This is a genomic window from Butyrivibrio sp. NC3005 (assembly GCF_000424545.1).
GTDB lineage: Bacteria > Bacillota > Clostridia > Lachnospirales > Lachnospiraceae > Butyrivibrio.
This window is the reverse complement of record NZ_AUKC01000004.1, coordinates 58,404-71,321: the sequence shown is the minus strand read 5'-3', so window position 1 is coordinate 71,321 and position 12,918 is coordinate 58,404. Positions and strand designations below refer to the sequence as shown.

Here is a 12,918-nt window from a genome sequence, read left to right as displayed (position 1 = left end):
AAATGAATGAGTTAATTAAAATTGGTCTGATTGTACTTGGACCTGTTCAGACTAATTGTTATTATATTTATTCTTTGAAAGAAGAAATAGTAAACGGAAAGAGACCTTGTATCGTAATTGATCCTGCAGATGAAGGAGATTTGATATACGAGCATTTAACTAATCAGGGACTTGAAGTAGGACTTATTTTGTTAACTCATGCTCATTTCGATCACATAGGTGGTGCCGAAAGACTTCGAGAGTTATCAGGTGCACCAATATGGTGTCATGAAGAAGAAAAACTTTTATGTGAAGACACAGATGCAAATTTGTCAGCAGCCTTTGGAAATCCAATAGCTATAAAAGTAGATAAGTATCTTAAAGATGATGAGCTTATAGAAGCTGCAAATCTTAAGTGTTTTTGTATATTTACTCCAGGTCACACAAAGGGAAGTTGTTGCTATTATTTTGAGAGGGAACAGGTTCTTTTTAGTGGTGATACATTGTTTGAAGGCTCTGTTGGAAGAACAGACTTTCCTACAGGAAGTGCAGCAACTTTGTTCCGCTCAGTACATGATAAGCTTGGAAATCTTCCAGGTAATACAAAAGTTTTTCCTGGACATGGATCTGAGACGATTATTAAAGATGAAAAAGAGTACAATCAGTATATGATAAACTGATGTACTCTATAGGTATTTAAAAAATGATATCAGTAACAACAGATATAGAAAAATATTTTTATGACATCCATTCTCTGATTAAAAGTTTTTATCCTGAGGAGGATGTCCTTGTTTTTGTCAAAAATTCAAGAAATGAAAAATCTTCTGAGAATCAGATATCAATAGACATTGAGATGACTTTTGAACAAGGTGAGATTTCAATGACTATTTTTGAAACAGATAATGCTCAGAAAAGAGGTAAGATTAGATGTGATACCATGACATCTGAAGAAAATGGAAGCAGTAATTCGGAACTTGGAAATGAATTAGATACACCTAAAAATGCTCTAAAAAAGCTTATTTATGACATGTTGTCCAAAGAAACTGGTAAAGTTCTTCCATGGGGAACTCTTACGGGAATAAGACCGGTGAAAATCGCGGTTCATTTAATGGATGAAGGCGCTAGTGATGAAGAAGTAGAGAAGTATCTTAAAAATGTATACTATTGTAGTGATGAGAAAATAAAACTAAGTCTTGAAATTGCACACACAGAAAGAGAACTAAAAAAGAACGCCGCCGATGGAAACGGATATAGTCTGTATATAAATATTCCTTTTTGTCCAACCAGATGTGCTTATTGTTCATTTATGTCGTCACCAATTGGACTATGGAAGGGTAAGGTTGATGATTATCTGGAATGCATTCATAAGGAAATAAAAGAGATATCTCCTCTTTTTGCAAATAAAAGATTAGATACAATATATGTTGGCGGTGGAACGCCAACCACACTTTTGCCGGAACAGATTGACAGATTACTGGGATGGGTCGAAGATTATTTTGATTTATCAAGTCTTCGCGAATATACTGTTGAATCTGGTAGACCAGATTCAATTACTATTGAAAAGCTTATGGCAATGAAAAACAGAAAGGTAACGAGAATTTCTGTAAATCCGCAGACTATGCAGCAAAGAACGCTTGACCTTATTGGAAGACATCATACTATAGAACAGACAATATCTTCTTTTAAGATGGCAAGAGAAGCTGGTTTTGATCATATCAACATGGATATCATTTTAGGGCTTCCTGGTGAAAATGTTGAAGATGTAGAGAAAACTATGAGTGAAATTGAGAAGCTTTGTCCGGATGAGCTTACAGTACACTCACTTGCAATAAAAAGAGCATCAAGACTATATGATTATGTGGAGAAAAATGGTTTGGCCGGCATGCAGGCAACAGAGAAAATGATGGATATAGCTACAAAATCTGCAAGAAAAATGGACCTTTCTCCATATTATCTTTATCGTCAGAAGAATATAAGCGGAAATTTTGAAAATACTGGTTTTGGAAAAAAGTATTGTTTATATAATTGTGTAACAATGGAAGAGTGGCAGAGTATTGTGGCACTTGGTTCGGGAGCCGTTTCCAAGAGAGTGTTTGCTGATGGCAGAATTGAACGAAACGGCAACGCTAAAGATGTAAAACTGTATATGGATTTAATAGATGAATCTATTGCAAAGAAAAAAGAATTTTTTGGGGAGGAAAAATGAATACAGCACTTACAATAGCAGGAAGTGATTCTAGCGGCGGAGCAGGCATTCAGGCTGATATTAAGACAATGCTTGCTAATGGCGTATATGCAATGAGTGCTATTACAGCACTTACAGCACAAAATACGATGGGAGTATCAGATATCATGAATGTTACTCCTGACTTTTTGGGAAAAGAAATAGATAGTGTTTTTGAGGATATTTTTCCTGATGCAGTAAAGATAGGAATGGTTTCAGAAAAAGAACTCATTAACGTTATCGCAGAAAAACTTGTTTTCTTTAATGCAAAAAATGTTGTTGTAGATCCTGTGATGGTGGCTACAAGTGGTGCAAGACTTTTGAAAGAAGATGCAATTGATATTCTTGAACGAAGACTTTTTCCACTTGCAGATATTCTGACGCCTAATATTCCGGAGGCTGAAGTTATTGCGAAAATGACTATTGCAAATGAAAAAGATATGGAAATGGCTGCCAGAATTATTTCTGAAAAGTTTAATTGTTGTGTTCTGTGCAAAGGCGGACATTCAATCAATGATGCAAATGATTTGTTGTGTGTGGATGGAAATATGAAATGGTTTGAGGGAAGAAGAATTGATAATCCTAATACTCATGGAACAGGGTGTACTCTTAGTAGTGCAATTGCTTCAAATCTCGCCAAGGGATATGACCTTCAAACATCAGTTTTTCGTGGTAAAGAATATGTTGCCAAGGCGCTTGAAGCTATGCTTGACCTTGGCAAGGGAAGCGGACCTTTAAATCATGCTGTTACGATTGATGAAGTGGTCACTGTTTAGAAAATAATGATTTTTTTCTGATATTCATTTAAGGGTTCTTTTTCTTTGTCCAATAAGTGATAAATATCAGATGCTTTAATATCTAGATGTAGAATGAATTTGTGTTCTTCGTCCAGAATGTGGTTGGCATCTGACATTCTGCTTATTATAGGAGAAAAAGAACTTTTTTTCATAACAGAAAGAACATCACTGGATTCTTTTCGAAATCCAAGTAGTCTAATATACGATGGATAGTTATGTTCTTTTAATGTTTTCATATCTTTCTCGTATATATCTAATAAAATATGCAGTAAACACCTTGAAATTCTTGTATAGGTTAAGTCCTTAGATTTTAATAAAAGTGAAAAACTGTCAATATTTGTAAAATTGGGTAGATTTTTAATTATTTTATCTGCTAAATCTGTATGTACATCAAAAAAGCCTGTAAGAAGATTTCTATCTGAAAGGCAGGTTAATTTATAACGAAGGAGCATCGAAAAATCATTCATTGTCCTGTATTCTTTTTCGCTTACTAGCTGTTTGAAAACTTCAGGCGGCATAGAGTTTTGAAGAAGTAAAAGTGTTTCTTTTGACAAAAAATCTTCAGCTTTTTCACCTTGTCTATGTGAATTTTCCAGTAATTCTCTTATACCTGTGGCGCTTGCAAAAAAACTTGAATTATTATTAATACTATTGTCACTTGTTTTTGGGTCATTAGGCAATGAATCATGGTAGGCTGCGCCAAGCCTTTTAGTGGTAAGAGGCTGTATTTTACTATGAGTTTGTATAAGGCTTTTGCAATATTCGATGCCTAATATATTGTTGGGGCTTATAAGAACGGAAGGTGAAATTTCCAGGTCTTTTACGAGGTCTAATTCATTTGAGACAGATAAAACCTTTCTAAGAGCTATATCTCTTGCAGCAGCAAAATTTTTTCCGGCTTTCATGGCTTTTTGTAATTCTTCAGAAAAAAGGATGTTTTCTGAGGATAAAATATGAGCAATTTGTTGTAATAGCTTAATATTTCCGCATTCGCTGCCGAATAATATAGCGTCAACACAATTAAGTGTGTTGCAGATGGAAATTGCGCCAAATGCAAAGTATTCAGCACTTCCTGTGGCATAGCATACAGGAAGCTCGATTACAACATCTGCGCCAGCTGTAAGTGCCATTTTTGTTCGTACTTCTTTTGGAACGATAGCTGGAGTGCCTCTTTGAGTGAAATCTCCACTCATTATTAGAATGACGCGGTCAGCGCCAAAGCTTTTTTTAGCTTCGTTTATAAGATATGCATGTCCATTATGCAGAGGATTGAGTTCACATATAATAGCAATTGTCTTCATGGTTATTCCTTTGAATTTTGTTAAAAAAATATCTATTCTTGAACTTAATAAATTCTCTGTTATTATAGAAATAGTGCTTGATATTGTAAACTCTTACATTCAGTATTTAAAGCACAATTATTTCTGTAAAAAGTTAGAAAATTATTATTTTTTCTATATTTTTCTATACTAACATAAAAGGAGAAGTCATGAAAGTATTAGTAATTAACTGTGGTAGTTCATCTTTGAAATTTCAGCTGATTGATGCAGAAACAGAGAAACTTTTATTCAAGGGTCTTTGCGAGAGAATCGGTATTGAAGGAAGCTGTATTTCCTTCACTGTAACAGGTCAGGAGAAGATTACCCGTGAAACTCCTATGCCAGAGCATAAGACAGCAGTTAGCCTTGTCCTTAATGCACTGACTGAGACTGGTGTCGTTAAGAGTCTTTCAGAAATTGATGCTGTTGGTCATCGAATTGTTCATGGTGGTGAGAAGTTTACAAAGTCAGTTGTTATTGATGAAAATGTTATAAAAGCAATTGAGGAAGTAAGTGATCTTGCACCTTTGCACAATCCAGCAAATGTAATTGGTATTCGTGCTTGTCAGGATCTTATGCCAGGAACACCTATGGTTGCAGTATTCGATACAGCTTTCCATCAGACAATGCCTCAGGATGCTTATTTATACGGGCTTCCATATGATTATTATGAGAAGTTTAAAATTCGTAGATATGGTTTTCATGGAACAAGCCACTCATTTGTTTCTAAGAAGACTGCAGAGCTTGAGAATAAAGATTATTCACAGCTTAAGACAATTGTTTGCCATCTTGGAAATGGAGCATCTGTATCAGCAGTTCTTAATGGAAAGTGCGTAGACACATCTATGGGTCTTACTCCACTTGAAGGTCTTATTATGGGAACACGCTGCGGTTCAATTGATCCTTCTGTCATCGAGACAATCGAGAAAAAAACTGGAAAAAACACTGCAGAAGTTATGAAAGTTCTTAATAAGGAATCTGGCGTTTATGGCCTTTCTAGAAACTTAAGCTCTGATTTCAGAGATCTTGAGGATGGATATCTTGCAAAAGATGAAAATGCTATTCGTGCAGTTGACAGCTTCTGCTATCAGGTAGTTAAGTATATCGGTGCATATGCACTTGTTATGGGTGGTGTTGATTGTATCGCATTTACTGCAGGTGTTGGTGAGAATAGCGGATTTGTTCGTAAGCTTATTATCGATAAGCTTGGTATGCTTGGAATTACTCTTAATGAAGAGGCTAACAAAGTTCGCGGCGAAGAAAAGCTTATTTCCACACCAGATAGCAAGGTTCATGTATGGGTAGTTCCTACAAACGAAGAACTTGCTATTGCTCGTGATACATATTCTTTACTTGCTAAATGATAATAAAAAAAGTTTTTTCATATCATTGACAAATTAGTAGTTTGTGCGTATAATCATTTAAGTGTGCAAACAATATGTTTGTCATTCGAATGGAAAATTGTTACCGGCGCCTCGCGCAGGTAATCTAATACGACCAGCGTAAGGAGGTGTTATAAATGTCTATTTGCCCAAAGAATAAATCTTCAAAAGGTCACCGCGATCAGAGAAGAGCAAACTGGAAGATGACAGCCCCAGCTCTTGTAAAGTGCAGCCACTGTGGTGCGCTTATGCAGCCTCACAGAGTATGCAAGGCTTGTGGTTTCTACGAGAGCAAGAGTGTAGTTGCTGTTAACCAGTAATTTGCGACTTAGAATTATATGACTTGTATTTCAAGGCTTTCCGATTGCTCGGAGAGCCTTGATTTTTGCGCATTTCCCTAGTAATATGTTAAGGGTGGTTTGTTTTTTATAAACTAATAGAGTGAGAATTCTAAGAACTACTACGGGAGGTGACAGATGACAGAAAAGGTCAGGGTTGCAGTTGATGCAATGGGCGGCGATCTTGCTCCAACTGAGGTTGTCAAGGGAGCTATTGAAGCTGCTAAAGAAAACGACTTGGTTAAGGTTTTTTTAGTTGGTCAGGAAGATAAGATTAACGTTGAACTTGCCAAATATGAATATGATCATGAACGCATAGAAGTAGTTAATGCAACAGAAGTAATCGAGATGGCTGAAGCACCGGTTCTTGCAATTAGGAACAAAAAGGATTCATCGATTGTCAAAGCAATGTACATGGTTAAACATGGCGAGGCAGATGCCTATGTTTCTGCAGGAAGTACAGGAGCCAATCTTGTTGGTGGACAGCTTATTGTAGGTAGAATAAAAGGCGTGGAAAGAGCGCCTCTTGCTCCATTTATTCCTACTGAGAAAGGGGTTTCTCTTCTTATCGATTGCGGAGCAAATGTTGATGCAAGATCTTCTCATCTTGTTCAGTTTGCCAAGATGGGTTCTATTTACTATGAAAGTGTCATGCAAAAGAGAAATCCTACAGTTGCACTTCTTAGTATTGGTGTTGAAGAAGATAAGGGTAATGCTCTTGTAAAAGAAACATATCCTCTTTTAAAGAACTGTCCTGATATTAATTTTATCGGTAATATTGAGGCAAGAGATATTTCCAGTGGAGTAGCTGATGTAATTGTTACAGAAGCTTTTGCGGGAAATATTGCATTGAAAATGTACGAAGGTGTTGCTAAAACAATGTTTAGTACTTTGAAAAAAGGTCTTCTATCATCGACAAGAGCCAAAATCGGTGCACTTTTGATAAAGCCAGCTTTAAAAGAAACACTTAAAGATTTCAATATAGATAAGTATGGTGGAGCACCTATGCTTGGATTGAATGGACTTGTTGTAAAAACTCATGGAAGTTCTAAAGCTGTAGAGATTAAAAATTCAATTTTGCAGTGTGTTGTTTTTAAAGAGCATAATGTCAATGACAAGATTCGAGAAGTTTTAAATCTGCAAGATGCACATGTTAAAGCCTGAAGTCTTTGTCTAAAGGCATTTTATATTTTTATAAATTAATTTTAAGGAGATATTTCTATGGAACTTGAAAAGTTAAAGGAATTAATCGTAGATGTACTTAATGTTGATCCTAACGAGATTAAGGATGATACTAAGTTTATTGATGATCTTGGAGCTGATTCTCTTGACGTTTATCAGATTATTATGGGAATCGAAGATGAGTTTGGTATCAAGCTTCCGGAAGATAAGATTGAGAAGATCACAACAGTTGGAGAAGCTGTAGAACTTATTAAAGAAGTAAACGATTAATATATATATTAACTTCTTGCTGATGATTAGGAGATTGCCAGGGTGTATTTATGAGTGGCAGTTGCTTTTTTCAGCAAGAAGTTTTCAATATGAATGGAGGAACATCATGACAACCGATAAAGAAATTGAAGAATTAGAAGAACGTATCGGGTATCATTTCAAGGATAGATCTTTGATTCGCATGGCTCTTACACATTCTTCTTTCGCAAACGAACAGAAGATGCATATTCAGAAAGATTACGAGAGATTGGAGTTTCTTGGTGATTCTGTGCTTGAAATGGTATCTAGTACATATCTTTACAACACATATTCTGACAAAAAGGAAGGCGAGATGACTAAAATGCGTGCTTCTATGGTTTGTGAGCAGGCATTGGCTTTTTGTGCAAAAGATATTGAGCTTGCAAAATATATCCAACTTGGAAAAGGTGAAGAAGCTACAGGTGGTCGTCACAGAGATTCTATTATATCTGATGTTATGGAGGCTGTAATAGGAGCTATTTATCTTGATGGTGGAATTGAAGCTGCCAAAAAGCATATAGATAAATTTATTCTTAATGATCTTGAAAATCAGCAGATTTTTGTTGATGCAAAATCTAAATTGCAGGAACTTGTTCAGTCTAAAGCAGGTAATACACTTGAATATGAAATTTGTGGCGAAAGCGGCCCTGAACATGATAAAATATTTAAGGCAAGAGTAATAGTAGGCGGAAAATTACTTGGTGAGGGTGAGGGACACACCAAAAAAGCAGCACAGCAGCAGGCTGCATATCAGGCAGTTTTACAGATGACGGGTAAAACAAAAGAAAAATGATTCAGATAATTTGGCTGAACAGTTATTTGTTAGTGCCTGTATTTTTCGCATTCTGCCAATTTAATGAGGGGATTTCTTTTATATGTATCTTAAAAGTATAGAAATTCATGGATTTAAATCTTTTGCAAATCGAATTAAATTTGAATTTCACAATGGAATAACTTGTATTGTAGGGCCTAATGGTTCTGGAAAAAGCAACGTTGCTGATGCTGTGCGCTGGGTTCTTGGCGAACAAAGCGCTCGTCAGCTTCGTGGTGGTTCTATGCAGGATGTTATCTTCTCAGGAACACAGCTTCGTAAGCCATTAGGCTTTGCTTTTGTTGCGATAACACTTGATAATTCTGATCATGCTCTTCCCATAGATTTTGAAGAAGTTACAGTTTCGAGACGTTTGTATAGAAGCGGCGAATCTGAATATATGATAAACAATAGTTCTTGTCGTTTGAAAGATATAAATGAACTGTTTTATGATACCGGTATTGGTAAAGAAGGATACTCTATCATTGGACAGGGTCAGATTGACAGGATTTTGTCTAGTAAACCGGAAGATAGAAGAAATCTTTTTGATGAGGCTGCAGGAATTGTAAAGTTCAAGTTGCGAAAAGAAGCAGCTATTAAGAAACTTGAGGATGAGAAGATTAATCTTACAAGATTAAAAGATATTTTATCAGAACTTGAAAAACAGATTGGTCCTTTGGAAGAACAGTCTGAAAAAGCAAAGATATATTTAAAAGACAAAGAGCGCTTGAAGTTTTTAGATGTTAACATCTTTTTGCTTGATAATGAACGTTTAAAAGGGCTTTTGGATGAGGCTTGCGATAAACTTTCTATTGCTGAAAATGATCTTAACAATACAAGCAATCAATATGACAAGGCACGTATAGATTATGACGAAGCTCAAGAAAAACTCGAAAAGATTGAAAAAGAGATTGAAGAAGCCAGAGATTTGATGGCGAGTTCCAGTATCATGAAGGAGAAGCTCGAAGGACAAATAGGTATTTTAAAAGAGCAGATAAAGTCTTCCGAAAGCAATGCAGAACATTTCAAAGAACGTCAGAAAAGTATCGAAGAGATAATCAGTCAGAAAGAAAATGAAAAGAATAAAGTTTTAAACTCAAAGCAAAGCATTGATGAAGAGGTTTTGGAGTTTGAAAACAATCAGAAAAATGCTGGCGATAAATTGGCAAAAATCCAGGAAAAGTTGAAAAAACTGGAAACAGAAGTTGAAGAAAATAAAAGTCTTATTTTACAGACGTTGAATTCTAGGGCAACGATTAAGTCAAGGCAAAGTTCTTTGAAAACGATGAAAGAACAAATTGGTATCAGAAAAGCTGAACTTACCAGCAGGCTGGTAAGAGCCAGGTCTGATGAAGCTCAAAAAGAAGAGAAACTTACTGCATTAAGAGAGATATTTGACAGGATAAATGAAGAGATAATAACTCTGTCACAGACGCAGAAAACTCAAGAAAAAAGACTTGATGAAATTAGAGAACTTCTTTTAAAAGACGACGAACAGATGCGAAAGGCAAGAGATGGAGCAACAGAGGTTCGTTCTAGGCTTAATGCACTGGCAAACCTTACTGAGCGTTATGAAGGTTATGGTAACGCAGTTAGAAAGGTTATGGAGCAGAAGGAGAAAAGTCCTGGAGTTATAGGTGTTGTCGCTGATATTATTAAAGCTGAGAAAAAGTACGAAACTGCTATTGAAATAGCTCTTGGTGGCAATATTCAGAATATTGTTACCAAAGATGAATCAACAGCTAAAGCTATGATTACATTTCTTAAGAACAATAAGGGCGGACGAGCAACTTTTCTTCCAATAACTTCACTTTCACAAAACTCAGAGTTTAAAAATGCTGGTGCATTGAATGAGAAAGGTGCAATTGGTCTCGCAGATTCGCTTGTTGAAACAAGCGATGAATATAAAGTTGTTGCCAAAAATCTTTTGGGCCGTGTTTTGGTGGTTGACAATATGGATAATGCAACCGATATAGCAAAAAAGTACCATTATTCAATTAGAATGGTTACTTTGGACGGAGAGCTTTTGGTTCCAGGAGGTGCTATCAGTGGTGGTGCTTTCAAGAATAATTCTAATCTTCTTGGACGAAGACGAGAGATGGATGATCTTCAAAAGAATATGCAGGAGTTATCTGCAAAAGCGGCTTTTTTTGAAAAAGAAATAACAATGATTCGTGAAGAAAGAACAAAGCTTCGAATTGATTTGGAGAAAACAAGAAGCAGTCTTCAGGATAAGTTTATTGAACAGAATACCGCACGTATAAATGTAAATCAAGAAGAAGAACGTCAAAAAGAAGAAGCTACTTCTTATGAAAATTTAAAAGCAGAAAATGAAGATATTCAGAACAAGGTTGCAGAGATTGAACTTCAGGAAAAGCAGGCTTGTAATAGCCTTAAAGAGTCTGAATTAACCGAGGAGAATTGTCAGACAAGGATAGAGTCTTTACAGACAGAAATAACAAAATTGCATCTTGAGGAAGAAAGTGCATTAGTCGAAGTTTCCAAGTGGGAACTTGAAAAAACAAAAATAAGCCAGCGACAGGAATTCCAAAAAGAAAATATTGATAGAATAAATGAAGAAATAAATGCTCAGAAAAAAAATCTTGATGAGGTTTTGAATCATATCAAGATGAGTGAAGATGAGTTGGTTGAAAAGAAAAAAGAAATAGAGTCAATAAGAAATACTATGGAGAATTCTCTTGAAGCTTCTTCAACAGCTAAGTCTTTACTGGTAGAAAAGCAGAAAATTCGTGAAGAATTATCCGGAAAACAAAAGAGTTTCTTTGAAGTTAGAGAAAAGCTTGCAGAGCAAAAATCATCACTGGATAAAGAAGTTAATAGACTTTCATCTCAGAAAGAAAAAATAGACAATCAGATAGAGGGACTTATTAACTATATGTGGGAAGAGTATGAAATAACTCTCTCTTCTGCAAGACAGATGCGTGATGATAATATGACAGATGCGTTGGGGATGAAAAAAGAAATTCAAAAGCTCAAGGATAATATCAAAAAACTTGGCGATGTAAATGTTAATGCTATTGAGGAATATAAAAATGTATCTGAGCGTTATACTTTTATGAAAGAACAACACGATGATCTTGTGACTGCCGAAGAACAGCTAAAGGTTATTATTTTGGATTTGGATAACAGCATGCGGGCTCAGTTCAAAGAACAGTTTAGTAAAATAAACGAGCAGTTTGATGTAGTATTCAAGGAAATGTTTGGTGGTGGTCATGGAAGACTTGAACTTGATGAATCAGAGGATATTCTTCAGGCAGGAATTAAGATTATTGCAGAGCCACCAGGGAAGAAACTTCAGAATATGATGCAGATGTCTGGTGGAGAAAAGGCACTTACTGCAATAGCACTTTTGTTTGCAATTCAGAACCTTAAGCCGTCTCCATTTTGTCTTTTGGATGAAATTGAAGCCGCATTGGATGAAAATAATGTAGTTCGATTTGCGAAATATCTTCATAAACTTAGTAGCACGCAGTTTATTGTAATAACTCATCGTCGTGGTACAATGGAAAGTGCAGATAGACTTTATGGTATTACAATGCAGGAAAAAGGTGTTTCTGCACTTGTAAGTGTTAATTTAATTGATAAGGAGCTGACAAATTAGTGGCTGGATTTTTTAAGAAGCTCAGTGAGGGCTTAACAAAAACAAGAGACAATATGGTAAAAGGTCTGGATAACGTTATAAACGGATATTCAGATATCGATGAAGATTTCTATGAAGATCTCGAGGAAACGCTCATAATGGGTGATATGGGTGTTAATGCTACGAGCAGAGTAATGGATAACCTACGGGCAATGGTTAAGGAGCAAAACGTCAGGTCTACTGAAGAGTGTCGTAAACTTCTAATCGAAAGTATTAGAAATGAGATGCATACTGATGAGCATGCATATGATTTTGAGAACAAAAAGACTGTTCTTTTTATCATAGGTGTTAATGGGGTTGGTAAGACCACATCTGTTGGAAAACTTGCTTCTATATTCAAAAACAAAGGCAAAAAAGTTTTGGTTGCAGCTGCAGATACTTATAGAGCAGCAGCAACAGAGCAGCTTGAAGAGTGGGCAAAAAGAGCGGATGTTCCAATTATAAAAGGCAGTATCGGAGCAGATCCTGCAAGTGTTATTTATGATTCTGTCAATGCTGCAAAAGCAAAAGATACAGATATTTTAATAGTGGATACTGCGGGCAGACTTCACAATAAGAAAAATCTTATGGAAGAGCTAAGAAAGATGAATCGTATTCTTGATCAGCAGCTTCCTGAATATGGAAGAGAAAATCTTATTGTACTAGATGCTGCGACTGGTCAGAATGCTATGTCACAGGCAAAAGAATTTGACGATGTTGCAGATCTTACAGGTATTATTCTTACCAAGATGGACGGTACATCAAAAGGTGGTATTGCTGTTGCAATTTGTTCTGAACTGAATATTCCAGTTAAGTTTATAGGAGTAGGTGAACAAATTGATGATTTACAGCGCTTTGATGCAGATGAATTTGTAAAAGCTCTCTTTGACAAAGAAGAGGAAGATCCTATCGATATATTGACGGGAAAGTACTGATGTGATAAAACAGAACGTAAGGT

General features: G+C 35.9%; 11 protein-coding genes. 10 read left to right on the top strand and 1 reads right to left on the bottom strand.

Annotated elements, in window-relative coordinates:
* The first annotated feature begins 2 nt into the window (after positions 1–2).
* The 3 genes from G634_RS0101280 to thiD are packed head-to-tail and all read left to right on the top strand — an operon-like array spanning position 3 to position 2,979.
* Entirely contained in the window at positions 3–659 is a 657-nt protein-coding gene (locus tag G634_RS0101280; RefSeq protein WP_051233611.1) for an MBL fold metallo-hydrolase, read from the top strand.
* A gap of 23 nt (positions 660–682) precedes the next feature.
* Entirely contained in the window at positions 683–2,185 is a 1,503-nt protein-coding gene (gene hemZ, locus G634_RS0101275) for a coproporphyrinogen dehydrogenase HemZ (protein WP_026503768.1), read from the top strand.
* Positions 2,182–2,979: a bifunctional hydroxymethylpyrimidine kinase/phosphomethylpyrimidine kinase gene (gene thiD, locus G634_RS0101270; RefSeq protein WP_026503767.1), complete on the top strand. Its 798-nt coding sequence runs from the start codon at positions 2,182–2,184 to the stop codon at positions 2,977–2,979. Before hemZ ends, thiD begins: the two co-directional genes overlap by 4 nt.
* On the opposite strand, the gene G634_RS0101265 is transcribed toward thiD, so the two are convergent.
* On the bottom strand, positions 2,976–4,301 hold the full coding sequence (locus tag G634_RS0101265; RefSeq protein ID WP_026503766.1) for a tRNA(Met) cytidine acetate ligase: 1,326 nt from the start codon (positions 4,299–4,301) through the stop codon (positions 2,976–2,978). The two genes, thiD and G634_RS0101265, sit on opposite strands and share 4 nt — an antisense overlap.
* Before the next feature lie 188 nt (positions 4,302–4,489).
* On the opposite strand from G634_RS0101265, the gene G634_RS0101255 reads away from it, so the two are divergent.
* From G634_RS0101255 to ftsY, 7 genes are all read left to right on the top strand, one after another.
* Positions 4,490–5,683, top strand: coding sequence for an acetate/propionate family kinase (locus G634_RS0101255; RefSeq protein WP_026503765.1), 1,194 nt, complete (start codon positions 4,490–4,492; stop codon positions 5,681–5,683).
* Positions 5,684–5,838: 155 nt separating this feature from the next.
* Positions 5,839–6,021: a 50S ribosomal protein L32 gene (rpmF, locus tag G634_RS0101250; protein WP_026503764.1), complete on the top strand. Its 183-nt coding sequence runs from the start codon at positions 5,839–5,841 to the stop codon at positions 6,019–6,021.
* A gap of 156 nt (positions 6,022–6,177) precedes the next feature.
* Entirely contained in the window at positions 6,178–7,203 is a 1,026-nt protein-coding gene (gene plsX / locus G634_RS0101245; protein ID WP_026503763.1) for a phosphate acyltransferase PlsX, read from the top strand.
* Positions 7,204–7,260: 57 nt separating this feature from the next.
* Positions 7,261–7,491, top strand: coding sequence for an acyl carrier protein (acpP, locus tag G634_RS0101240; protein WP_026503762.1), 231 nt, complete (start codon positions 7,261–7,263; stop codon positions 7,489–7,491).
* 106 nt (positions 7,492–7,597) lie between these two features.
* Complete coding sequence (gene rnc, locus G634_RS0101235; protein ID WP_026503761.1) at positions 7,598–8,302, top strand: ribonuclease III; 705 nt, start codon at positions 7,598–7,600, stop codon at positions 8,300–8,302.
* Between the two features lie 82 nt (positions 8,303–8,384).
* The gene (gene smc, locus G634_RS0101230) at positions 8,385–11,942 is read left to right on the top strand and encodes a chromosome segregation protein SMC (RefSeq protein WP_026503760.1); all 3,558 of its coding nucleotides are present in this window, start codon (positions 8,385–8,387) and stop codon (positions 11,940–11,942) included.
* A gap of 53 nt (positions 11,943–11,995) precedes the next feature.
* Entirely contained in the window at positions 11,996–12,895 is a 900-nt protein-coding gene (gene ftsY, locus G634_RS0101225; protein ID WP_207637777.1) for a signal recognition particle-docking protein FtsY, read from the top strand.
* The last annotated feature ends 23 nt before the right edge of the window (positions 12,896–12,918 follow it).